Origin of the sequence: Streptomyces sp. NPDC053493 (assembly GCF_044544825.1) — a bacterium.
Taxonomy (GTDB): Bacteria; Actinomycetota; Actinomycetes; order Streptomycetales; family Streptomycetaceae; genus Streptomyces.
Window position 1 is genome coordinate 41402 of sequence record NZ_JBITXS010000012.1, and the last position, 23370, is coordinate 64771.

The window sequence follows — 23370 nt, forward strand, 5'->3', positions numbered from 1 at the left end:
CCGCCTCACGCGCCGGCCTCGTCCGTGACCGCCTTGCCGAGCACGGCGGAGGTGCCGAGGACGGTGCCGGCCGGGCCGGCCGCCGTGGCGCGGGTCAGGACGGTCCGTTCGCCGAGGAAGGCGGAGGTCGTCCGGTCGAAGATCCACTGGGTCTGCTCGCCGTGGGCGGTACGGGCCACGGCGACGCCCTCACGGCCCGCCGCGTCCGTGGCGGACGGCAGGCCCACGGTGCCCGGGATGCGGGCGGCGGCCTCGTACAGCGCGGCGGTCACGCGCGGCGGCGACCAGGTCTCGGCGAGGAGCGTGCCGATGGCGGTGAACGCCCGCTGGTGCGGGTCGCCGCCGGCGGGGCGGGTCTGGGCGTAGACCAGGTCGAGGAGCGTGGCGGGATCGGTGGGCAGGGCGGCGACGTACGCGGGTGTCGGCCGGGTGATGGACGGCGCCGGCGGCTCCAGCGTCTCGGGCCGGGGCGTGGCGCCGCGGTGGTCGAGGGCGTAGACGCGTCCGCGCGCGCCGAGCGGTGCGTCGGGCGCGCCGGCCTCGCGCAGCAGGCCCTCGCGGCTGCCGTCGACGGACTGCCACACCTGGCGGCGGTGGGCGGGCGGCAGCGTCGCGGCGCCGTCGCCGCCGGCCGCACGTGACGCGTGGGCGACGAGGCTCTCGACGTAGACGAACTGCTCGGGCCGGGCCGTCTCCTGGGGCGTGGCCGAGGCGGCCAGCGCCGCCCGTCCCAGCACCTGGGCGGCGCCGTCCGCCGTCCGCCCGTTCGGGGCCGGCCGTACCGGCGGCCCGTCCGTTGCGACGGTGACGACGAGGGCGGCGGCGAGCGCGGCACAGGCGGTCGCGACGGGCACGGCGAACCTCGGCGTCCACGGTGTACGACGCGGGGCCCGGCCCTGCGTGGCGTTCAGGACCGCCCGTCTGAGGGCCTGCCGGCGTGCGGGGTCGAGGTCCGGGACCTCGGGCGCGGGAAGCAGGGACACGAGCTCGGCACGGAGGCGGGCGTCGTCGGCAGAAGTCTTCACAGCGGGTTCTCCGTGGCGGGTCGGGGCGAGAGTACGGGCACGGGAGCGGTGACGGGCCCGGCCGCGGGTGCGCGGCGGACGGCGCCGAGCGTGGGCGCGGGCGCCGGGCGGGCGGCCCCGAGCGTGGGACGGGGCGCTGGGCGGGCGGCCGACGGGGCCGGGCCGGGACGGCCTGCCGCTCGCGCGGCGGGCCGGGAACCGACTACCGGCTCGAGGAGCCCGGCGAGGGCGTCCGTCCCGCCGCCGGAGGAGCGGACGCCCGGCGCGGCGCGTACCGGGCCGGCAGCGCCTTCGGCGAGGCCGGCGACCCCGAAGCCGCCGGCACGGACGACGCCCGGCTCCGGGCCGACACGTCCGGCACGTACGACCGGCACGGCGCGTACCGGACTGACCGTCCCTGCAACGCGCCCGGCCGGGCCGGTGCCCGGCTTCGGGCCGTCCCGCGTGGCACGGTCCGCTGAACCGACCCTCCCTTCCACGAGGTCGGCGCGGGCAGCAGGTGCTTCCGGTCCGAAGGCGACGGGCGGGTCGGCCGGGCCGGCCGGGGTGGAACCCGTACGGGAGGGGCGCCTGCGGCCGGTGCGCGGGGCGCGGAGTTCTGCGTCGGCCAGGGTGCGCAGGCGGTCGCGGGCGCGGGAGAGGCGGGAGCGGACGGTGCCCACGGGGATGTCGAGGGCCTCGGCGGCGGCCGCGTAGTCCAGGCCGGCCCACACCACCAGGGCGAAGACCTCGCGGTCGCGGCGGCGCAGCCGGCGCAGGGCCGCGCCGGCTGCGCGCAGTTGTTCGGCGCCGGTCAGGCGGGTGACGACCTCGTCGGAGAAGTCGGGCAGGACGCCCCGGTCGGCGAGCCGGGCGAGCGCGGCGTCGCGGCGGCGGGCTTCGCGGGCGGTGCCGCGCAGGATGTTGGTCGCGATGCCGAGCAGCCAGGGGCGGAGGCTGCCGCCGTCGGCGTGCAGTGCGCCCCGGCAGCGCCACGCCTCCAGAAACGCGGCCGACACGGCGTCCTCGGCCGCCGCCGGATCGCCGCAGACGCGCAGCGCGTACCGGTAGAGGACCTGGGCGTGCTCGTCGTAGGCCTCGCCGAGCGCCGCCGGGTCCCCGGCACGGAAACGATCTCTCATAGGTGATTCCACACCCAGCACTGGGCCCCGGTTCGTGCGGGTTCCCGTGACGCCCGCCACATCCGGGCACCGCCGCGCGAGGCTGTGACGCGGGTCACGGGAACGCGGGGCGCCGGCCGGGCCAGTGCAGGGCATGAACGATTTCCCTGCCAAGCGCCGGACCGTGCTGCGAGGGCTCGCGCTGACCGCCGCCGGCACCTGCCTGCCCGCCGTCACCACCACCGCGGCCACTGCGGCCACCGACACGTACGCGCTGACGTTCGTCCACCTCGACCGGTCCGGCGCGGCCGCTTCCGACTACGTCACCCATGTCATCGGCCTGTCCGGGACGGCCGCCGGGACGACGACGACCCTGGGGCCCGAGGAGGGCGACAGGTCCGGCACCGTCACCGTCCGCGTACCCAAGGGCCGTTACGTCTTCGACAGCATGCTCACCGCCTACGCCCAGGACGGCGAGACCTTCGTCGGGACGGACTGGCTGGTGCAGCCGCGCCTGGAGGTCGAGCGCGACACGACGGTGGTCGTCGACGCACGCGCGGCCGCCCCGGTGGACATCCGGCCGCCGGAGGAGGGCGCAGCGTTCCAGCACGGCGGCGCCTTCGTCGAGGTCTCCCACGCCGGCAGCCGCGCCCTGGTGAACGTTCTCAACCTCACCCCGACCCTGCGCGTGGCGCACCTCGGCCCGGCGGCGGAGGCCGGCTCGGTCCGGCAGTGGGTGGACACGTACTGGCAGGGCAGCAGCGACCGTTACGCGCTCGGCTACCTCTTCACCTCCGACCAGGCCCTGACCGGTCTCGTCCGGCGCCCCGCGCCCGGCGAGCTCGGGCGGCTCGTGGTGCGCGCCGCGGCCCCGGGGCCCGGCGGCGGTTACGGGATCGTCACCCTGCAGCCGTCCGACGGGCCGGCCGACGCCCTGCCCCAGGCCCTGCCCGTCCCGGTCGACGTGACCTTCCGGGTCACGCCGGATCGCGGGGCCTGGGACGTCCTCTACAGCGCCCCCGGCCCCGAGGAGGGCGAGATCAACCGTTACGAGGCGCTCGGGCTCCGGGTCAGCGCCGGCGGCACCGTCACCCAGACCTTCGACACCCCGGTCTTCGGACCGGCACCGGACTCCTCTCCCGGCGCCCGCCCGGCCGGTCTGCGGACGGGGAACACCATCGATCTGGCGCTCGCCCTGCTGGCGGACGGCGACGGCCATCTGCCGTCCGCGCCGCCGTACCGCGACGCCACGACCACGCTGCACCGCAACGGCGTCCTGCTCGGCACCCGGCACGGCACGCCGGGGCACGCGTCGTTCACCGTGCCGGGGGCCCGTGCCTCGTACCGGCTGACGAGCACGGTGACGCGGCCCGTCGGCCGCGTCACGGCGGCGTGGACGTTCACCTCCGCCGCGACCTCGTCCGCCACGGAACTGCCCCTCAGCGTCGTGCGCTTCGCCCCGGCCCTCGGTCCCGACGGCACGGCGCCGCCGCGCCGCGCGACTCAGGTGGGCGTGGCGGTACGAGGCGCGGCCGAGCGGTCGGGTATCCGGTCGCTCGCCGTGTCGGTGTCGACGGACCGGGGCGCCACGTGGTCTCCGGCTTCGGTCGGCGGCGGACGGTTCGGGCTCACCACGCCCGGCCCCGGTGGGACCGTGTCCCTGCGCGCCGTGGTGACGGACGCGTTCGGCAACACCCTCACCCAGACCCACATCGATGCGTACGCCACGAGCGATCTCCCCTCCAGGACTCCCTGAGATGCCTCTTCCTTCCTTATCATTCCCTATCTCTACGTGAACGGGTGGTACTTTACGGAGTGACAGGGAAGGTTGCGTGAGAAACGGTGCAGCGGTACTACACGGTCGAGCAGGTCGCGGATCTGCTCGGCCTGCACGTCAAGACGGTCCGGGGCTACGTCCGTGAGGGCAGGCTGCCGGCGACCCGGGTCGGTCGGCAGTACCGGATCGTCCGGGAGGACCTGGAGGCCTTCACGGGCCTGCCGGTGCCCGCCGCGGCCGAGCCGGCCGCACCGGCGCCGCACGGGGACGCGTCGAGCATCGTGCAGGTCGACGGTGTCGAGCGGCACACCGCCGACCGGCTCGCCAACGCCGTCATGGCCATGCTCCTCGGCCGCCATGGCACCGAGGGCGGCGGTGACGCCGAGGGCCGGCGGGACCGGCTGCGGGTGGAGACGGTGTTCGACGAGGAGCGGGAGTCGCTGAAGTTCGTGATCCTCGGCGATCTCGGCGCCACCGCCGACCTGCTCAAAGTGATCGACGCACTGATCGGAGGCACCCGGTGAACACCTTTCAGGACATCCACGGCACGACCGTCCTCGTCTGCCCGCCCGACGGCCCACTCCTGCACGGCGAGCGAGAGGCGACCGATCTGATCGGCGCGAGCGCGTACGGCGGGGCCACGTGGGTGGCGGTGCCGGTCGAGCGGCTGACGGACGCGTTCTTCCGGCTGCGCACGCGGGTGGCCGGGGACATCGTCCAGAAGTTCGCCCAGTACCGGGTCGGCCTGGTCGTCCTCGGCGACATCGCGTCGCACGTGGAGGAGAGTCCGGCGCTGCGTGACTTCGTCCGCGAGTGCAACCGGGGCACCCAGATCTGGTTCGTCGCCGACACGGAAGCCCTCGCGGAACGGCTCGCTCCGGCGAGCTGACGCGCCGCCGCGGGCCGCAGGGACCTCAGCCGCGGGCCGGCCGCGGCGGCGCCCGGCCCGCGGGCTCCTCGGCCCCTACGCCCTCACGCCCTCACTCCCCGAAGTCCAGCGCGCCGAACTCCATCGCCTCGAGCCGGTCCGGCTCCGCCACGACGTCGATGGCGGTGATCATTCCGTCCGCCACCGTGAAGGTGAGCACCACGCGCAGCCGGCCCAGCGGCGCCATCGCCAGGCCGATCGTTCCGTCGACGAGCGCGAGGCCGGTGAACCGGGCCCGGCCCACCGCCGCCATGGCCCCCTGGGCGACGGCACGGCCGCCGGAGACCGTGATCGGTTCGGGCGTCGGGACGACCATGCGGTCGGCGTGCAGCACGACGTCCGGGTGGAGGAGCGCGACGAGCGCCTCGAGGTCGCCGCCCCGGGTCGCGGCCAGGAAGGCCTCCACCACGGGCCGCTGCCGCGCGACGTCCGCCTCGGCTGCCGCCGCGCCGCCCTTCACCCTGCGGCGGGCCCGGCTCGCGAGCTGCCGTACGGCGGCCGGAGTGCGCTCCAGCAGGGAGGCGATGTCCTCGAAGGGAACGGCGAACATGTCGTGGAGGACGAAGGCGAGGCGCTCGGCGGGCGCCAGCGTGTCGAGGACGACCAGCAGGGCGACGCCGACGGAGTCGGCCATGAGCGCCTCCGCCTCCGGATCGCGCCCGGCCGGGCCGAGGCCGGAGTCGGGCCCGGCGTCCGGTTCGTACGGTCTCGCGTCGAGGGAGTCCTCGCGGCGCCGGTCGCGGGACCTGAGCATGTTGAGGCAGACCCGGGAGACGACGGTGGTGAGCCAGCCGCCGAGGTTCTCCACTCCGGCGATGCCGGCGCCGTTCGCCCGCAGCCAGGCCTCCTGGAGGGCGTCGTCGGCCTCGGCGAGCGAGCCGAGCATGCGGTAGGCCACCGCCCGCAGGTGTCCGCGGTCCCGCTCGAACCGCTCGGTCAGCCGCTCGCCGTCGTCGATCACCCGCATACCCCGCCACTCCCCCGGCCCACTCGCGTCACCTGCGCGAACGTCTCATCAAAGCACGGGTGTTCAGGCCTCGGGCACAGGGGTTCCCTGGTGGTAGTAGAGCCGCCAGGCGGCGTCGTCCACCTGGCGCCAGATCGAGCTGCGGCGGGCCCGGCGGCCCTCGACGACCGTCTCGTAGGTCAGGTGGACGAGGCCGGGCGCGAGGAGTTCACCGCGCATGCGGGACGGCTTGATGCGCGGGCCGTCCTCGGCGCTGCCCTCGAGCTCGGGGAGCGCGGCCAGCATCTCCTCGTAGGTCCAGCGTCGTCCCGAGGCGCCGACCTCGGTGAACGCGGGGTCGAAAAGGCGGCGGGCCTCGGTGGCGGAGAGGCGGACGGCGGGGTCCAGGAGGCGCAGTTCGCCGTCGATCGCGGCGGCGATCGCGGCCTGTTCGGCGCCGGTGGGCGTGCTGTCGATCATGGCGGCATCCTCACCGGCCGGTGAGTGGCACGGCAAACGAATTCGGTACCGACGGGTAGGCGCGCGGCCCGTCTTGCTATACCTTCCGTCCAACAGCTTGTTAGACAGACCATCTAACAAGCGTCGTTCGCCGTCGAGGTCCCGAAGGAGCCCCACCATGGCAAGCAGCACCGTCCCGCCGACGGACCAGGCCGGGCAGCCCCCCGAGCGCGACGCGGCCCGCCGGCTGCTCGAGTCGTCCGCGAAGCTCTCGTACGACCCCGCCACCGAGGTCGACTGGGACACCCCGCTCGACGAGGACTTCCACGGGATGAGCCCGGAGTGGAGCACCCTGTACGGCACCCGCTACTGGCAGGAGCTGACCGAGGCGCAGCGCAAGGAGCTGACCCGGCAGGAGTCCGCCTCGGTGGCGAGCACCGGCATCTGGTTCGAGATGATCCTGCAGCAGATGGTGCTGCGCGACATGTACGCCAAGGACCCGACCGACCCGCGCTTCCAGTGGGCCCTGACCGAGATCGCCGACGAGTGCCGGCACTCCATCATGTTCGGCCGCGGCGCGGCCAAGCTCGGCGCGCCCGCCTACCGTCCGCCGCGCCTCGTCCTCGAACTCGGCCGCGCCTTCAAGACGCTGGCGGTCGGCGAGGCCGCGTACGCCTCCATCCTCGTCGCCGAGGAGGTGCTCGACGTCATGCAGCGCGACTGGATGCGCGACGAGCGGGTGGTGCCGTTCGTGCGGACCATCAACAACATCCATGTCGTCGAGGAGTCGCGGCACATGAAGTTCGCCCGCGAGGAGACCCGGGCCCGGCTGCGCAAGGCCGGTCCGCTGCGCCGCCGGGTACAGGCGCTGGTCGTGGCCATCGCCTCGTACTTCATCGTCACCAGCATGGTGAACCGCGAGGTGTACGCGAACGCCGGTCTCGACCCCGAGCGGGCGCTGGCGGAGGCGAAGGCCAACGAGCACCACAAGGCCCTGATGAGGTCGAGCTGTTCGGGCCTGATGGAGTTCCTGGCCTCGGCCCGGCTGCTCACCCGGCCGGCCGTCGCGGTCTACCGGCGCGCCCACCTCATCTGAGCCTCCCGTCCGCCTCTCACCGGAGCCCCGCGAGCTGACCACGACATGACCTACGCCATCACCCAGACCTGCTGCAACGACGCCACCTGCGTCGCCGTCTGCCCGGTCAACTGCATCCACCCGACGCCCGACGAGCCCGACTTCGGCCGCACCGAGATGCTCTACGTCGACCCGAGGTCCTGCATCGACTGCGGCGCCTGCGCCGACGCCTGCCCGGTCGACGCGATCTTCCCGGTGGACGCGCTGACCGCCGGGCAGCAGGAGTACGCCGCCGTCAACGCGGCCTTCTACGAGCGGCGCGCACCGCGTCCGGCGCCGGAGGGCGGCCCCACCTTCCACGCCTGGGGCGCGCCGGCCTTCGAGCGCACCCTGCCCTCCGACTTCGCGCCGCTGCGGGTCGCGGTCGTCGGGACCGGCCCGGCCGGGATGTACGCCGCGGAGGACCTGCTCCTGCACACCAACGCCGAGGTGACCCTGGTCGACCGGCTGCCGGTGGCGGGCGGGCTCGTCCGCTACGGCGTGGCGCCCGACCATCCCGCGACCAAGCGGATCGGCGACACCTTCGCCCGTTTCCACACGCACCCGCGGGTCCGGATGTACCTCGGCGTCGACGTCGGTACGGACGTGACGGCCGAGGAGCTGGCCGCGCACCACGACGCCGTCGTGTACGCGGTCGGCGCCGCCGGCGACCGGCGGCTCGGTGTGCCGGGCGAGGACCGGCCCGGCAGCCTCTCGGCGACCGACTTCGTCGCCTGGTACAACGCCCATCCCGAGGTGGCGCCCGACGCGGTCGACCTGTCGGGCACCGAGCGGGTGGTGGTCGTCGGCACCGGCAACGTGGCCCTGGACGTCGCCAGGATCCTGGTCGCCGACCCCGAGGCGCTGGCGGCGACGGACATCGCGGACCACGCGCTCGCCGCGTTGCGGGCCTCCGCCGTACGCGAGGTGGTGCTGCTCGCCCGGCGCGGCCCCGAGGACGCCTCCTGCACCGCGTCCGAACTCCTCGCCCTCGGGCAGCTCCCGGGTGTGCACCTGGTCGTCGACGACCACGATCCGCGCGTCGGGGCCGCCCTGGACGCCGCCGGGCCGCACGAGAAGGCGGCGCTGCTGCGCGGCGCGGTCCGCGAACGGGTCGACTGGAGCGAGCCGCCGGGCCCGCGGCGGCGCATCGTCTTCCGCTTCCACTCCGCGCCCGAGGAGATCCTCGACGGGGCGGTGCGGGTGACCGGCGCCGGCGGCCCGGTGGAGATCCCGGCGGGGACGGTGCTGCGGGCGGTCGGCTACCGCGGCCTTCCGGTGCCGGGACTGCCGTTCGACGAGGCGAACGGCACGGTGCCGCACCGGGCCGGACGGGTCGAGGGCCGGCCCGGCACCTACGTGGTCGGCTGGATCAAGCGCGGCCCGTCGGGCGGCATCGGCGCCAACCGCGCCTGCGCGGCGGAGACGGTGGGCACGCTCCTGAACGACGCCGTCGACGGCGCCCTGCCGGTGCCCACCGGCACCGGCAGGGCCTTCGACCGGCTCGCCCGCGGCCGCGCCCGGCACGTGGTCGACGCGCGCGGGCTCGCCGCCATCGAGCGGGCCGAACGGGCACGGGGCGAGGAGACCGGACGACCGCGGGTCAAACTGGGCACGGTGCCGGAGCTGGTCGCGGCGGCACGAGCTCGACGCCGACTGCTGCGCTGACCTCCTGCGACGGGGCCGCTCCGGGCTGGCCTCCTCCGGCGACGGGGCCGCTGCGGGCCGGCCAGCCGCGGCGGCGCGGGCGGGGGCGCCGGCTACTGCGCTGACCTCCTGCGAGGGGGGCCGGCTGCTGCGCTGACCTGCGCGAGGGGGCCCGCTCCGGGCCGGCCTCCGGCCGGGCCGGCGTCCTCCGCGCCAGCTTCTTGCGAGCCGGCCTACTCCTGCGCCGGGGCCGCTCCGCACCGGCCAGCCGCGGCGGCTCGGGCGGGGGCGCCGGCAGCTGCGCTGACCCTGCGCGAGGGGGCCCGCTCCCGGCCGGCCAGTCGCGGCAGCGCGGGCACGGCGCCGGCAGCTGCCGCTGCCCCTGCGCGAGGCCCGCTCCGGGCCGGCCCTCGCCCGGGACGGCGTCCTCGTCGCGGCTTCTCGCGAGCCCGCCTCCTCCGGCGGCGGGGCGCGCGGGGGCCGGCCCCGCGCGCGCCGCCGTCGTCCGGTGGGTGGTCCGGCGTGGCAGCCGGGATCGCGGCATCGATCCCGATATGAGTGCGAAGCATGAGTGACACGTCAGCAGTCGTGGTGGGAGTGGACGGATCCGAGCACAGCCTGCGGGCCCTGGAGTGGGCGCTGCGGGCCGCGCGGAGTCTGGAGGCGCCGCTCACCGTCGCCCATGTCCGCTCCGAGGCGCTGCAGCTCGGCAGCGCCCGGATCGCCTCCCTCGGCCCCGCGCCCGAGCTGCCCGACACCGTCGTGGACGCGCTCGCCGTCGAGGTCGGGCCGCGCGCGGAGGGCCTGGACGTGCGGTACGCCTCGCTGGACGGGTCCGTCGTCGACGCGCTGCGCGAGGCGGCCCGCGGCGCCCGGCTCCTGGTCATCGGCTCGCGCGGGCGGGGCGGTTTCGCCAGCCTGCTCCTCGGCTCCGCCAGCCGCGCGCTCGCCTCCTCGGCGCCCTGCCCGGTGGTCGTCGTGCCGCACGAGGCGCGGGCCGCGTCGCTGGAGAGCGGCTCGGAGGCCGGGCGGGTGCTGCTGGGGCTGCATCCCGAGGAAACCTCCGACGAGGTCGTCGAGTTCGCCTTCGAGGCGGCGCGACGCCGCAAGGTGGCCCTGGAGGTGGTCACCGCCTATCCGGTGCCGCCCTCGCCCGCGCTGCTGATCGGCGCGCCCGCGCCGGCGATGCAGATCCCGCCGCCGCTGCCGGACGAGACGCCCGAGCTGGCCGACGAGACGGGCCACCGGCAGGAGGAACGGCTGCGGCCGTTCCGGGAGCGCTTTCCGGAGGTGGAGGTCGTCCCGGCGGTCACCCCGGCCGACGCGGCCGGCCGGCTGGTCGAGGACTCCGCGGAGGCGGGTCTCCTGGTCGTGGGCCGGCACCACCGGCACCGGGTCGAGACCCTGCTCGTCGGCTCGGTCGCGCACGCCGTCCTGCACCACGCGGCCTGCCCCGTCGCGGTCGTCCCGCCCGCGCCGAAGAGCTGAGCCCGCCGTGGTGCGAGCCCGGGCGGCGACGGAGCACGCGCGGGTGGAAATGCGCCGTATTCACCTCTTCGGGTGATGGCGGATGTGGAGAAACGTGTCTTCCTCCGGGCGGGCCGCGAACCTCGACTCACGGGGACCGATCCAGTGGAGCGTGTCCATGCATCTGATCCGACGCGGCGATCCGCACCTGGCCGTCCGGTCGAGCGAGGGCCTGACCACGGTCGAGCTGTACGGCGAGCTCGACCTGGTCCTGGTCCAGCGCGTCCGGCCCGAACTCGACGTGCTCGCCCGCGAGGCGGGCGCCCTCACCGTCGACCTGCGCCACGTCACGTTCTGCGACGCGTCCGGGCTCGGACTCCTGGTGCGCTGCGCCCAGCGCGTCCGGTCCCGCGGCGCGGCGTGGCGCCTGCTGTGCGACCACCCGATGACCCTCCGCCTGATCCGGCTCGCGGACCTCGACGACGTCCTGCGGCCCTCGCCGCCGTCCACGGCCGCACCACCGGCCCCGCGTCACGACGTCCCGGGCCACCAGCGCATCTGACGCGCCGCGTTCCGCCCGAGCGCCGAGCCGTCTCCGCCCCGCGGGCCGCCCCGAACCGCGGACGGACCGCCGGCCCGGGCGTGAGCAGACCGTGCTCACGCCCGGGCGGACCGGTGCTCAGGCCGGGAGGAGTTCGCCCGCGCCGCCGTGTTCGCGGAACTCGCCCGGCAGGACGGACTGCGGGCGCAGGCCCGGGAGGCGGAGCTCGATGATGCCGCGGACCGCCGACCACTCCTCGTCGAGAACGGAGTAGAACGCGGTGTCGCGGACCACGCCGTCCAGGCCCCGCGAGTGGGCCCGGCGGACGCCCTCGCACGTGGCGCCGAGGCGTTCGATGGCGACCCGTGAGCGGGTGTTGCGGGCGTCGGCGCGCATCGAGATCCGGCGGACGCCCCAGGTCTCGAACGCGTGGCGCAGCATGAGGTACTTGGCCTCGGTGTTGACGCCCGTGCCGCGCGCCTCGCTGGAGATCCAGGTGTTGCCGATCTCGGCCGCGTCGGGGACGGCGGTCAGCGGATCGCCGTGCGGGACGCCGGTGGTCGGCGGCCACACGAGGGGCCCGCGCCAGTAGTCGAGTTCCAGGAAGCGGGTCGACCCGAGGACCCGCCCGTTGAGCGGGTTCACCAGGGCGAAGGGCAACGTCCTGCCCGCCGCCTGTTCGGCGAGGGCGCGGGCGATGTAGTCGCAGGAGGCGTCAAGGCCGTGGGGCACGGCGGTGTAGGCATAGGCCGCACGATCCAGTGCGCCCGCCCAGGCGATGCCCTCGGCGTGGCGCATGGCCAGCGGCTCCAGGCGCACGGTGCGCCCGGCAAGGACTACAGGTACTGGCACGGAACCTCGGGTCTTTCACGGGCAGGGGTCATCGCACGCCGGATCGCGGCGAGGATGAAGGGGTGGGGTTCGCGCCCGATGCCGCCCACTTGGCCAGGGTGCAAAAAGGCAAGTGAAACGGTTCGCCATCGGTGGCGGGAGGAACAGTATGCAGCCCCGACGGCTCAGAGAACAGAACCCCACACGAACCCGCGGACACAGGTGAGTGAATGTCCGGTTTACCCCATCCCCCGTTCGGCCCAGAGGGGCCTTCCGGCACCCGTCAGGAAACGGCGTCCGCGCAGGTCGGATGGCCCCAGCCGGCCGAGTTCTTCATGATCGTCTCACCCTTCGCGTACGGCTGTCCGCACCGGCACCGGCCGGGGAACCGCGCCTTGAGCGTGGGTGCGCCGGATCCCGCGCGCCGGGGGGCGCGCCCGGCGGCGCGCGCACCGGTGGAACGCGCGCCTGCCGGGCGGGCGGAGCCCGGCTCGGGCGGCGGCAGCTCGGAGCCGGCGGCGGACCCGGCGGGCTCCTGGCTGCGCGCGCTGTGGCTGGCGGCGCGGTCGGCGGCGTCGTTGAGCGGGTCGCCGTCGACCTGGTGGGCCGGGGTGTACACGAAGTCGACGTGGCGGTCGGTGAGCAGCTCGTCGATGCGGACCACGAGCTCCTTGTTGGCGACCGGGGTGCCGGCCGAGGTCTTCCAGCCCTTGCGGCGCCAGCCGGGCAGCCAGGTGGTGACGGCCTTCATCGCGTACTGCGAGTCCATCCGCACCTCGGCGGGCACGGCGGGGTCGAGGCGCTCCAGGAGCCGCAGGAGCGCGGTCAGTTCGGCCACGTTGTTGGTCGCCGTGCCGAGCGGGCCGGCCTCCCAGTGGGCGATCTCGCCGCTCTCGGTGCCGATGACCCAGGCCCAGGCCGCCGGCCCCGGGTTGCCCTTGGACGCGCCGTCGCACGCCGCGATGATCTTCTCAGTCATCCTTCGATCCTGACATGACCGGGGAACGCCGACGACCACCGGCGTCGGCGCCCCGCGTCAGGCGGGCCGGCCCCGGCCGAGGTCGTCGAGGTCGTCGAGGTCGTCGAGCGCCCGGCATACCGGAGCGACTCCGTCCTCCTTCCGCAGGCGTTCGGCGAGGGCGGCGGCGCGGTGGCGGTAGGCCGGGTCGCCGGTGGCGGCGGTGAGAGCGGCGGCGAGCGGTTCCGGCGCGGTCAGCCGCCGCAGCGGTACGGGGCCGGGTGAGACGCCGAGGGCGGTGAGCCGTGACGCCCAGAACGCGCCGTCGAACCACACCGGCATCGGGACCGCGGGCACACCGGCCCGCAGGCCGGCGGCGGTCGTCCCCGCGCCCGCGTGGTGCACGACGGCCGCCATGCGCGGGAAGAGCAGGGAGTGCGGCAGCTCTCCGACGGTCAGCATGTCGTCGCCGTCGGCGCGCAGTCCGCTCCAGCCGGACTGGATCACTCCGCGCAGTCCGGCCCGGCGCAGGGCCCGCACGATCAGGTCGCTGACGCGTTCCGGGTCGGGGACGGTCGGGCTGCCGAGGCCGACGAAGACGGGAGCGGGTCCGGCAGCGAGGAAGTCGTGCACCCGCGGCGGGAGTTGGGCGGTCGGCGAGGTGTACGGCCACCAGTAGCCGTCCGTCGTCAGGCCCGGGCGCCAGTCGGCGGGGCGGGTCACGACCAGCGGGCTGAAGCCGTGGTGGACGGGCCAGTTCTGCCGTTCCCGGTGCCGGCGGCGGGCCGTGGAGCGGCGGGGCCGGTGGCCGAGTTCGCGCTCCAGGAGGCGGGCGGCGCTGTCGAAGACGAGGTCCAGCGCGGCATTGACGGCGTGCCCGGCCAGCCGGTTGCCCGCGCCGCCGTAGGAGCGGGTGCCGAGGACGGGCGGCGGGAAGGCCCGGGTGGGTGCGATCGGCTGGAGGTAGACGCCGCGGCTCGGCAGTCCCAGGCCTTCGGCGACGGCGTGGCCCAGGGGCGCGACCGACCCGGACAGCAGGAGTACGTCGCTCGCGCGGGCCGCGGCCAGCATGCCCGGGGCCATGCCGCCGACGAGGCGGCGGGCCATGGACAGCACCCTGGCCAGTTTTCCGGGGCCGCTGCGGCTCGTCAGGAGGCGCCGGCCGTGTTCCGTACGGAGTTCGGCCCGCGGGTCGACCGGGAGGCCGTGGAAGGAGAGCCCGGCCTCGCGGACCAGGCCGGCGAAGGACTCGTGGGTGACGACGGTGACGTCGTGGCCGGCGAGCGCCAGCCCGTGGCCGAGCCCGGTGAAGGGCGCGACGTCACCGCGGGAGCCTGCTGTGATCAGTGCGACACGCATCGTGACCAGTATGGCCCCGGAACGGCCGTCAGCTTCGCCGCCGCTCCCTGCGTGTTCTTCCCGCCGTGCGGTCGGCCGTGCGCAAACATACGGTCGCAAAGGCACCACCGAAACGCACGACCACATCGCACCACCGAGAAGAACGAGCACAGGAAGAAGGGGCGGACGTGTCCGGCAGCGAGAGCGAGAACCCAGCAATCCCCTCCCCCACCCCCACGCCGACCCGGCCGAGGACGAACAGGGACTGGTGGCCGAATCAGCTGGACCTTCAGGTTCTGCACCAGCACTCGTCCCGTTCGAATCCCATGGACGAGGATTTCGACTACGCGGCGGAATTCGCGACCCTGGACGTCGACGCGCTGAAGCGGGACGTCATCGCCGTGATGACGGACTCGCAGGACTGGTGGCCCGCCGACTACGGTCACTACGGGCCGCTCTTCATCCGGATGAGCTGGCACGCCGCCGGCACGTACCGCATCGCCGACGGCCGGGGCGGCGGCGGCAGCGGTGCCCAGCGGTTCGCGCCGCTCAACAGCTGGCCTGACAACGCCAGTCTGGACAAGGCGCGCCGGCTGCTGTGGCCGGTGAAGCAGAAGTACGGGCGGAAGATCTCGTGGGCGGACCTGCTGGTGTTCGCGGGCGACTGCGCCATGCAGTCCATGGGATTCAAGACCTTCGGATTCGGTTTCGGCCGCGAGGACATCTGGGAGCCCGAGGAGATCTTCTGGGGCCCGGAGGACACCTGGCTCGGCGACGAGCGTTACAGCGGTGACCGGGAACTCGCCGGCCCGTTCGGCGCCGTGCAGATGGGACTGATCTACGTCAATCCGGAGGGCCCGAACGGAAATCCGGATCCGCTGGCCGCCGCTCGCGACATCCGCGAGACGTTCGGGCGCATGGCCATGAACGACGAGGAGACGGTCGCGCTCATCGTCGGCGGCCATACCTTCGGCAAATGTCACGGCGCGGTCGATCCCGAGTACATCGGTCCGGAGCCCGAGGCCTGCCCGATCGAGCAGCAGGGCCTCGGCTGGCGCAACACGCACGGCACCGGCGTGGGCGTCGACGCGCTCACCAGCGGGCTCGAGGGCGCCTGGACGACGGCGCCGACGACCTGGGACAACGGCTACCTGGACAACCTGTTCCGCTACGAGTGGGAGCTGACGACCAGCCCCGCGGGCGCCCAGCAGTGGAAGCCCACCGACCCGGCGGCCCAGGGCACCGTGCCGGACGCGCACGACGCGTCGAAGCGGCACGCTCCGATGATGCTGACGACGGATCTGGCGCTGCGGGAGGACCCGGTCTACCGGCCGATCGCGAAGCGCTTCCACGAGAACCCGGACCAGCTGGCCGAGGCGTTCGCCAAGGCCTGGTACAAGCTGCTGCACCGTGACATGGGGCCGCTCTCGCGCTATCTCGGCCCGTGGGTCCCCGAGCCCCAGCTGTGGCAGGACCCGGTGCCCGCGGTCGACCACGAGCTGGTCGGCGACGAGGACATCGAGGCCCTCAAGCGCCGCGTCCTCGACTCGGGCCTGTCGATCCCGCAGCTGGTCTCCACCGCCTGGGCGTCGGCGGCGAGCTTCCGCGGCACCGACAAGCGCGGCGGGGCCAACGGGGCGCGGATCCGGCTCGCGCCGCAGAAGGACTGGGAGGTCAACGACCTGCCCGAGGTGACCGAGACGCTGCGCGCGCTCGAGGGCGTCCAGCGGGACTTCAACGCGGCGCAGAGCGGCGGGAAGAAGATCTCGCTGGCCGACCTGATCGTCCTGGGCGGCTGCGCGGCGGTCGAGCAGGCCGCGCGGAACGCCGGTCACGACATCACCGTGCCGTTCGCACCGGGCCGTACGGACGCCTCGCAGGAGCAGACGGACGTGGAGTCGTTCGCGGTGCTCGAACCGCGGGCGGACGGCTTCCGCAACTACCTGCGGGCGGGCGAGAAGCTCTCGCCGGAGACGCTGCTGCTCGACCGCGCCAACCTGCTGACGCTGACCGCGCCGGAGATGACGGTCCTGGTGGGCGGCATGCGGGCGTTGAACGCCGGCTTCCGGGGTTCCGCGCACGGTGTCTTCACGCAGCGCCGGGAGGCGCTGACGACCGACTTCTTCGTCAACCTGCTCGACATGGGTACGGAGTGGAAGGCGTCGGAGTCGGACGAGAACGTGTTCGAGGGCCGGGACCGGGCCACGGGCGCGAGGAAGTGGACCGCCACGGCCGTCGATCTGGTCTTCGGCTCGAACTCGCAGCTCCGCGCCGTCGCCGAGGTGTACGCCGCCGGTGACGCGGAGGAGAAGTTCGTCCGCGACTTCACGGCCGCGTGGAACAAGGTGATGAACCTCGACCGGTTCGACCTGCGCTGATCCCGGCGCCCGGCCGGCCGTCCCGCCCGCGGGTCCGGCCGGCCGGGCGCCGTGTACCCCGCAGCGGAGGCATGAGTCCCGGGGGCGGGGACATCCGCGCCCCTATGACACGTACACCTGAATCCGAGCACAGGGAGCCGCGGCACGCGAAGCCCGCACGCCGGGACACGGCTCCGGACCGGCCGGGCGACCTGCCCCGCGGGACGTGGAAGCGGGTGCTGCGCGGGACGGTGCGGGAGTTCAGGAACGACGAGCTGACCGACCGGGCCGCCGCGCTCACGTACTACGGCGTCCTCGCGCTCTTTCCCGCCCTGCTGGTCCTGGTGTCGCTGCTGGGCGTCGCGGGCGAATCCGCGACCCGGCAGGTCCTGGACAACCTCGAGCGGCTCGCTCCCGGCTCCGTCCGTGACGTCGTGGGCGACGCGGTCCGGCAGTTGCAGGGGAACGCCGGGATCGGTTCGCTCCTCGCGGTCGTGGGACTGGTTCTGGCGGTGTGGTCCGCCTCGGGCTACGTGGCCGCGTTCATCCGCGCCGCCAACGCCGTCTACGACGTGCCCGAGGGCCGGCCCGTCTGGAAGGTGCTGCCGCTGCGGCTGTTGCTGACCGTGGCCCTGCTGCTGCTCGCGGTCGCCAGCGCGCTGATCGTGGTCTTCACCGGCGGTCTGGCGCGGCAGGCGGGGGCGGCGCTGGGCGTCGGCGACAGCGCGCTGGCCGTCTGGTCGATCGCGAAGTGGCCGGTCCTCGTCCTCCTCGTCATGCTCATGATCGCGCTCCTGTACTGGGCGGCGCCCAACGCCAAGGGCCGCGGTCTGTGGTGGATCACCCCGGGGAGCTTCATCGCGCTGGCCGTCTGGATGGCGGCCTCGGCCGGCTTCGCCTTCTACGTCGCGCACTTCGGCTCGTACAACAAGACCTACGGCACGCTCGCCGGCGTGATCGTCTTCCTGGTGTGGCTGTGGCTCACCAACCTCGCGTTCCTGCTCGGCCTGGAGTTCGACGCCGAGCTGAGCCGTCGGCGCGCGGTCGCCGGCGGTCTGCCGGAGGGCGAGGAACCGTATGTCGAGCCCCGGGACACGCAGGCATGGACCGAGGACGAACGGGCGTGAAACGGACGTGAAACGGACGGGGGCGGGCACACGCGCAGAGAACGCACGAACGTACGAGGACGACGAGGAGGCGCTGTGCCGTGACTGTCGTGGCCGTTCTGCTGCTGCCCGTCCTGGGGCTGATGCTGTACGCGATGGACCGCATCGAGGACCGTCTGACGGGCCCGCCGCCGAAGCCGGCGCGGCACGCCCGGGAGCGTCACCTGCGCCTGGTGCCGCCGCATCGGGATCCGCCGGCGCGCGAGGAGGGCCGGGACGCGGCCTGAGGTCCCGGGCGGCCTCGAAGGTCAGGGGCTCGCGCCGCCGGTCAGCTCGGAGAGCGGCCGGTCCGGGGAGAGCGCGACGCCGAGGGCCCGCAGGTTGCCGTCGAGGACCGACCAGATCGAGCAGGTCAGCAGGTCCGCGAGCTGGGGCCCGGTGAGTTCGTCGTGCCGGTCGGAGAGCCAGTGGTTGACGGTGGCGTCGACGAATCCCACGATGCCGAAGGCGATCGACGGCGCCAGGGCGGAGTCCCGGCCGAGGGCCTTCAGCACCACCGCGAACAGTTCTCCCACCTGGACGGCGATGGCCGCCTTGGTGCCCGCGACGACTCCGGCGCCCTCACCCGGTGCGGGAGCTCCCGCGCCGAGGAAGGCGTGCAGCCGGGGATGCCGGCGGATCCAGTCGAGATAGACGTCGACCGTCCGGCGGATGGCGTGGATGACGGTGCCGTCGGGCTCCAGCGTGGGCGCGAGGTCGGCCATGAGGGAGTCGACGATGCGCCTGCGGATGAGTTCGTCGAGGTCCGCGCGGTCCTTGAAGTGACGGTAGACCACCGACCTCGGAAGCCCGAGCCGGTCGGCGACCTGCTTGACGCCGATGCCCGGCCCGTCCTCCTCGATGGCGGCCACGGCGGCGTCGACCAGATCGCTCTGGCGCCGGGCCTTGTGCGCGTTCCATCGTGTCGCGCGCCCGTCGGGCCCGGCCTCCCGGTTCGATGTCTCCGCCATCCCGGCAGGATACGTGCGCCCCGGCGGCCCGGCCGCGGGCGGGTGGGAGCCGTGGAGGCGGTTCAGGAGCCGCTCCGGCCGGAGCCGCCGAGCCGTCGCCCGGGCAGACGGCGCGGCGTGCCCGGGACCGCGGCCTTGGCGGAGTCCGGTGGCGGGACGGCGGAACGGGCGGTGGCGAGCAGCGCCGCACGGTCGGTGATCTTGACGCGCGGGCGTCCCTGTGCGGCGCCGGCCGCGCGCTCGGCCGCGTCGACGGCCCGCCAGCCGTCGAGGTCGACGGCGTCCGGGAGCGGCGCGGCGAGGGCCGTGGGGCCCTCGCCGGCCGGTGCGGTGAGCAGACCGGCCTCGAAGTCGTCGAGGAGCGCGGTGACGGTCTCCCCGGCGCAGGTCTTGTTGGTGCCGATGAAGCCGGTGGGTCCGCGCTTGATCCAGCCGGCGACGTACACGCCGGGCGCGACCCGGCCGCTCTCGTGCGGCACGGTGCCGGTGGTCTCGTCGAACGGCAGTCCGGGGACCGGCTGTCCGCGGTAGCCCACGGCGCGCAGGACGAGCCCGGCCTCCAGGACCTCGCGTCCGGCCGTGACGACGGCCCGTACCGTGCCGTCGTCGTCCGTGCGTGGTGCGGTCCTGGCGACCTCCACGCCGGTCACCCGGTCGTCGCCGAGGATGCGCGTCGGGGCCGTACGGAAGCGCAGGACGATGCGCCGCCGTCCGGCGACGGGCCTGCGGGCGGCGAGTTCGGCGAGCACGGCGGCCTTGGTCGGGGCGACGGACGCGGCGGGCGCGGACGGGACGGCGGGCGCGGCGGGCGCGGGCGGGGCGACGGACGCGGGCGGGGCGACGGACGCGGCGGGCGCGGTGGGCGCGGACGGCACGGCGGGCGCGGACGGGACCGCGGCGGGTGCGGGCGCCGGTGCCAGGTCGTCCGGGTGGCCCTCGACGAGGACGTCGACGTCGTCGAGCGCGGCGAGCGCGAGCAGCTCCGGCAGCGTGAACGCGGCCTCGGCCGGGCCGCGCCGGCCGAGGACGACCACCTCGCGGATGCGGCCGGCGCGCAGCGCCGCCAGGGCCCGGTCCGAGACGTCGGTACGGGCCAGGACGGCGGGGTCGGCGGTCAGGAAGCGGGCGACGTCCAGGGCCACGTTGCCGTTGCCGATGACGACGGCGCGTTCGCCTGCGAGGTCGTGCACGTCGGCGCTGTGGTCCGGATGGCCGTTGTACCAGGCCACGAAGTCGGTGGCGGAGACGCTGCCGGGCAGGTCCTCGCCCTCGATGCCGAGGCGCCGGTCGGTGGCGGCGCCCACCGCGTAGACGACGGCGTGGTACTCGCGAACCAGGTCCTCGTGGCGCAGGTCCCGGCCCATCTCGATGCCGAGGCGGTAGGCGAAGCCCGGCTGGGACTCGATCGCCCGGAAGAGCCGCGTGACCTGGCGGGTGTCCTGGTGGTCGGGGGCCACGCCGGTGCGCGCGAGGCCGTACGGGGTGGGGAGCCGGTCGTGGACGGTGACGCGCACTCCGGGGTGCCGCAGCAGCTCGTCCGCGGTGAACATCCCGGCCGGCCCGGCGCCGACGACGGCGACGCGCAGCTCGCCCGCCGGGAGCCGGCGCGGCCGGGGCACGAGGGCCAGCGGGGTGCGCTCGGCGTGCGGGTGCGCGTCGTAGTAGGCGGCGTTGAGGGCGAGGTAGGGCCGCTCGGCGGGCGTGAGCGTGGTGTGCGGCTTGAGCGCGTCCACCGGGCAGGCCGTCACGCAGGCGCCGCAGTCGACGCAGGTGCGCGGGTCGACGTACAGCATCTCGGTCTCGGCGAAGCCCGGTTCGCCCGGCGCCGGGTGGATGCAGTTCACCGGGCAGGCGAGCACGCAGGAGGCGTCGGCGCAGCACGACCGGGTGACGACGTAGGGCATGGCGGGCCTCTCTCCGCTTCGGGAACTCACACGGCTTCGGACGGGCGCGCGGGTCAGGCGGGCTGGCTGCGGTAGCGGGACGGGCGCCCGTCGATGCGCAGCATCCGCCACACCCGCCGGGACGCCTTGTTCATCAGACCGATGTCCTCGGCGAGCATGCGCACGTCGGCATAGAGGTCGCGCAGCAGCGTGCGGCCGTCCTCGGACCGCCAGAACACGTCCTTGATCACCTGCTGGGGCACGCCCATCTTCTCGGCGGTCCTCCGGTCGGGTATCACCATGACGTCGCCGAGGACCCGCATGATCACCGGGAACGTCAGGGACAGCGCGCCCCGGCGCACCTTGCCGTATCCGGGCACCTTGTCGCGCAGGAAGGCGTGGGCGAAGGAGATGTGCCGGGCCTCCTCGGCGACGTGGATCTGCATGATCCGGCGCAGCAGCGGATGGCCCTGTTCGCCGGAGCGCAGGATCGCCTTCTGGAGGTGGTCGATCGGCTCCTCGCCGGCGAGCACGCCGGTGAAGAACGCCTCTGGCAGTACGGAACCGGCCAGCGGCAGCAGGCGGCTGACCAGCCGGAAGGACAGGCGGCCGCCGTGGACGTCGACGCCGGTCCGGTTCACGAACTCCTGGAACATCTGGGTGTGATGGGTCTCCTCGGTGATCTCGTGGGTGAGGTAGCGGAATTCGGGGTCCTGGTTGGGCAGCGAGAAGAGGTAGTCGAGCGCGCCGCGCATGAGCACGTTCTCGAACTGCATGCCCACCTTGGCGATGTTGGCGTACCGCCACAGCCCGATCTCCGCCTGGCGCTCGGGTGTCTGCGCCCGGTACCAGGGGTGGCCGCCCAGCGGGTCGGCCTCGGGCAGCACCCAGCGCGGGTCCTTCGGGTCGACCGCGAAGTCGGGGTTGTCCCAGTCGATGTCGGTGAAGGCGTCGAAGTGGACGCGCACCGAGCCCTCGGACAGCGTCCGGAGCGTCTCGTCGTACGTCTGCCGGCTGGTCGTCATCACGGTCCTCGATCCCTGGGTGTGGTCGGGTGTGCCTTCCTCACGCCGCGGGCGCGCCCGCGGAGTCCTCGCGGTCCTCGCGGTCCTCGCCGCCCCGGCGGCCCTGGGCCTCCCGGCGGTCCTCGCCGCTTCGGCGGTCCCGGCCGTCCTCGTGCGGGGCGCCGGCCGGCCGGGTGCCGCCGAAGCGGAGCGCCGGGTCGTCGATCGGGGAGCGCCGCAGGGCGCGGCGGTCGCGGTAGTAGTCGTTCCTGATGCGCCACGGGGCGCGGGTGCCCTGGCGGGGCATGACCGCGTCGCCGCGGGCGATGTAGCCGGACGTCAGGGAGTCGCCCATGGCGGACTCCGCGGCGCGGTCGGCGTCGGTGGCCACGGGGGTGACGTGGGTGTGGCCGTGGGCGTCCATGTGGGCGATCAGGCGGCTGAGGTAGGCGGACGCCAGGTCGGCCTTGAGGGTCCAGGAGGCGTTGGTGTAGCCGAGGATGATGCCCAGGTTGGGGACGCCGTCGAGCATCACGCCCTTGTAGACGACGTGGTCGCGGGTGGTGACGGGTCGGCCGTCGACCTCGAGGCGCGCGCCGCCGGCGATCTGGACGCGCAGGCCGGTGGCGGTCACGACGATGTCGGCCGGGATCTCCTCGCCGGAGCGCAGGACGACGCCGGTCTCGGTGAAGCCCGCGACGTGGTCGGTGACGACGGACGCCCGGCCGCTCTTCAGCACCTTGAACAGGTCGCCGCCGGGCACCACGCACAGCCGCTGGTCCCAGGGCCGGTAGGACGGCGTGAAGTGGCGCATGTCGACGTGCGTGCCGAGCTGCGCGCGCACGCGGGCGAGCAGCAGCCGGCGCATGGTGCCGGGAGCGGTGCGGCACAGGGCGTAGAGGGCGCGCTGCAGGGCGATGTTGCGGGACCGGCCGAACCGGTGGACCAGGCCGGCCGGGACGCCGGCCTTGCGGAGCAGGACGGCGAGCGGGTCGTGGCGGGGCAGGCTCATGACGTACGTGGGCGAGCGCTGGAGCATGGTGACGTGGGCGGCGTCGTCGGCCAGGGCGGGAACGAGCGTGACGGCGGTGGCGCCGCTGCCGATGACGACGACGCGCTTGCCGCGGTGGTCGAGGTCCTCGGGCCAGTGCTGCGGGTGGACGAACGTGCCGCCGAAGCGCTCCTCGCCGGGGAAGCGGGGCCGGTGGCCGGCGTCGTGGTCGTAGTAGCCGGTGGCGTTGACGAGGAAGGCGCAGGTGTGGGTCTCGGTCGCGCCGGTCTCCTCGTCGCGGGTCTCGACGGTCCAGCGCTCCGTCCGGCTGGACCAGCTCGCCCGTACGGCCCTGCGTCCGAAGCGGATGTGCGGGCCGACTCCGTACTCCTCGGCGGTCTCCTGGACGTAGCGCCGGATGTCGGCGCCGTCGGCGAGGGTCTGGGTGCCGTGCCAGGGGCGGAAGCGGTAGCCGAAGGTGTACATGTCGGAGTCCGAGCGGATGCCCGGGTAGCGGAAGAGGTCCCAGGTGCCGCCGATCCGGGTGCGGCGCTCCAGGACGGCGTAGGTCTTCCCGGCGTTGTCCCGGGTGAGGTGGCAGGCGGCGCCGATGCCGGACAGTCCCGCGCCGATGATCAGGACATCGACATGAGGTTGCTGCTGCACGGGCCGTCTCCCTTGTCCACGTGTCCTGCTGTCCGTTCCTCGGCAATGTACCTGCGACACGATGTTTCAGATACCGCCGGTAACGTGATCTGGGTCACAGCATCCCGCCTTCCACCCGTCCCGGAGGAATGCCATGCGGCATCTCGGAGCAGGCGCAAAACTGGTCAATGCCATACCCAAGGGGCCAAAGCCGTGCGCCCGCGCCCGGGGCCCCTCGTCCGT

Annotated in this window: 21 protein-coding genes; 10 read left to right on the forward strand and 11 right to left on the reverse strand. The window is 74.4% G+C overall.

Going from position 1 to position 23370, the window contains the following annotated elements:
• Positions 1–5: 5 nt before the first annotated feature.
• A complete protein-coding gene (locus tag ACIGO8_RS28375; protein ID WP_399736523.1) occupies positions 6–1025 on the reverse strand; it encodes a CU044_5270 family protein in 1020 nt (339 codons plus the stop codon).
• The gene (locus tag ACIGO8_RS28380) at positions 1022–2146 is read right to left on the reverse strand and encodes a sigma-70 family RNA polymerase sigma factor (protein WP_399736526.1); all 1125 of its coding nucleotides are present in this window, start codon (positions 2144–2146) and stop codon (positions 1022–1024) included. The genes ACIGO8_RS28375 and ACIGO8_RS28380 overlap by 4 nt, the downstream gene beginning before the upstream one ends.
• 133 nt (positions 2147–2279) lie before the next feature.
• Between ACIGO8_RS28380 and ACIGO8_RS28385 the strand changes: the two genes are divergently transcribed.
• The 3 genes from ACIGO8_RS28385 to ACIGO8_RS28395 all read left to right on the forward strand — a co-directional run bounded on the left by ACIGO8_RS28385 (position 2280) and on the right by ACIGO8_RS28395 (position 4791).
• The gene (locus tag ACIGO8_RS28385; RefSeq protein WP_399736529.1) at positions 2280–3881 is read left to right on the forward strand and encodes a serine protease; all 1602 of its coding nucleotides are present in this window, start codon (positions 2280–2282) and stop codon (positions 3879–3881) included.
• 86 nt (positions 3882–3967) lie between these two features.
• Complete coding sequence (locus ACIGO8_RS28390) at positions 3968–4426, forward strand: helix-turn-helix domain-containing protein (protein ID WP_399736531.1); 459 nt, start codon at positions 3968–3970, stop codon at positions 4424–4426.
• The gene (locus ACIGO8_RS28395) at positions 4423–4791 is read left to right on the forward strand and encodes a DUF4180 domain-containing protein (protein ID WP_399736534.1); all 369 of its coding nucleotides are present in this window, start codon (positions 4423–4425) and stop codon (positions 4789–4791) included. The genes ACIGO8_RS28390 and ACIGO8_RS28395 overlap by 4 nt, the downstream gene beginning before the upstream one ends.
• 91 nt (positions 4792–4882) lie before the next feature.
• Here the strand turns inward: ACIGO8_RS28395 and ACIGO8_RS28400 are convergent, their stop codons facing one another.
• Together ACIGO8_RS28400 and ACIGO8_RS28405 are read right to left on the reverse strand one after the other, a co-directional pair.
• Entirely contained in the window at positions 4883–5797 is a 915-nt protein-coding gene (locus ACIGO8_RS28400) for a sigma-70 family RNA polymerase sigma factor (RefSeq protein ID WP_399736537.1), read from the reverse strand.
• Positions 5798–5860: 63 nt separating this feature from the next.
• Complete coding sequence (locus tag ACIGO8_RS28405; RefSeq protein ID WP_399736541.1) at positions 5861–6256, reverse strand: DUF4440 domain-containing protein; 396 nt, start codon at positions 6254–6256, stop codon at positions 5861–5863.
• 157 nt (positions 6257–6413) lie between these two features.
• On the opposite strand from ACIGO8_RS28405, the gene ACIGO8_RS28410 reads away from it, so the two are divergent.
• From ACIGO8_RS28410 to ACIGO8_RS28425, 4 genes are all read left to right on the forward strand, one after another.
• On the forward strand, positions 6414–7331 hold the full coding sequence (locus ACIGO8_RS28410; RefSeq protein WP_399736544.1) for a diiron oxygenase: 918 nt from the start codon (positions 6414–6416) through the stop codon (positions 7329–7331).
• A 45-nt stretch (positions 7332–7376) separates the two neighbouring features.
• Positions 7377–9017, forward strand: a complete 1641-nt coding sequence (locus tag ACIGO8_RS28415) for an FAD-dependent oxidoreductase (protein WP_399736547.1) — start codon at positions 7377–7379, stop codon at positions 9015–9017.
• A 546-nt stretch (positions 9018–9563) separates the two neighbouring features.
• Complete coding sequence (locus ACIGO8_RS28420) at positions 9564–10484, forward strand: universal stress protein (RefSeq protein WP_399736549.1); 921 nt, start codon at positions 9564–9566, stop codon at positions 10482–10484.
• A gap of 157 nt (positions 10485–10641) precedes the next feature.
• Positions 10642–11025, forward strand: coding sequence for an STAS domain-containing protein (locus ACIGO8_RS28425; RefSeq protein WP_399736552.1), 384 nt, complete (start codon positions 10642–10644; stop codon positions 11023–11025).
• Positions 11026–11142: 117 nt separating this feature from the next.
• On the opposite strand, the gene ACIGO8_RS28430 is transcribed toward ACIGO8_RS28425, so the two are convergent.
• From ACIGO8_RS28430 to ACIGO8_RS28440, 3 genes are all read right to left on the reverse strand, one after another.
• A complete protein-coding gene (locus ACIGO8_RS28430; protein ID WP_399736555.1) occupies positions 11143–11856 on the reverse strand; it encodes a GNAT family N-acetyltransferase in 714 nt (237 codons plus the stop codon).
• 262 nt (positions 11857–12118) lie between these two features.
• Positions 12119–12814, reverse strand: coding sequence for a ribonuclease H (locus ACIGO8_RS28435; protein ID WP_399736558.1), 696 nt, complete (start codon positions 12812–12814; stop codon positions 12119–12121).
• Between the two features lie 57 nt (positions 12815–12871).
• Positions 12872–14152 carry a glycosyltransferase gene (locus ACIGO8_RS28440; protein WP_399736561.1) on the reverse strand — a complete coding sequence of 427 codons (1281 nt, stop codon included), beginning with the start codon at positions 14150–14152 and terminating at the stop codon, positions 12872–12874.
• Positions 14153–14319: 167 nt separating this feature from the next.
• Here ACIGO8_RS28440 and katG point away from each other — a divergent pair, with 167 nt between their 5' ends.
• The 3 genes from katG to ACIGO8_RS28455 all read left to right on the forward strand — a co-directional run bounded on the left by katG (position 14320) and on the right by ACIGO8_RS28455 (position 17881).
• Positions 14320–16509: a catalase/peroxidase HPI gene (gene katG / locus ACIGO8_RS28445; RefSeq protein WP_399736564.1), complete on the forward strand. Its 2190-nt coding sequence runs from the start codon at positions 14320–14322 to the stop codon at positions 16507–16509.
• Between the two features lie 104 nt (positions 16510–16613).
• Positions 16614–17615 (forward strand): YihY/virulence factor BrkB family protein, encoded by a 1002-nt coding sequence (locus tag ACIGO8_RS28450; RefSeq protein ID WP_399736567.1) that lies wholly within the window; start codon positions 16614–16616, stop codon positions 17613–17615.
• An 80-nt stretch (positions 17616–17695) separates the two neighbouring features.
• The gene (locus ACIGO8_RS28455; RefSeq protein ID WP_399736570.1) at positions 17696–17881 is read left to right on the forward strand and encodes a hypothetical protein; all 186 of its coding nucleotides are present in this window, start codon (positions 17696–17698) and stop codon (positions 17879–17881) included.
• 21 nt (positions 17882–17902) lie between these two features.
• Here ACIGO8_RS28455 and ACIGO8_RS28460 read toward each other — a convergent pair whose 3' ends face one another.
• From ACIGO8_RS28460 to ACIGO8_RS28475, 4 genes are all read right to left on the reverse strand, one after another.
• Complete coding sequence (locus tag ACIGO8_RS28460) at positions 17903–18604, reverse strand: TetR/AcrR family transcriptional regulator (protein ID WP_399736572.1); 702 nt, start codon at positions 18602–18604, stop codon at positions 17903–17905.
• Between the two features lie 62 nt (positions 18605–18666).
• A complete protein-coding gene (locus ACIGO8_RS28465) occupies positions 18667–20508 on the reverse strand; it encodes an FAD-dependent oxidoreductase (protein WP_399736575.1) in 1842 nt (613 codons plus the stop codon).
• A 53-nt stretch (positions 20509–20561) separates the two neighbouring features.
• On the reverse strand, positions 20562–21512 hold the full coding sequence (locus tag ACIGO8_RS28470; protein WP_399736577.1) for a diiron oxygenase: 951 nt from the start codon (positions 21510–21512) through the stop codon (positions 20562–20564).
• 40 nt (positions 21513–21552) lie between these two features.
• Complete coding sequence (locus ACIGO8_RS28475) at positions 21553–23148, reverse strand: flavin-containing monooxygenase (protein WP_399736579.1); 1596 nt, start codon at positions 23146–23148, stop codon at positions 21553–21555.
• Positions 23149–23370: the final 222 nt, after the last annotated feature.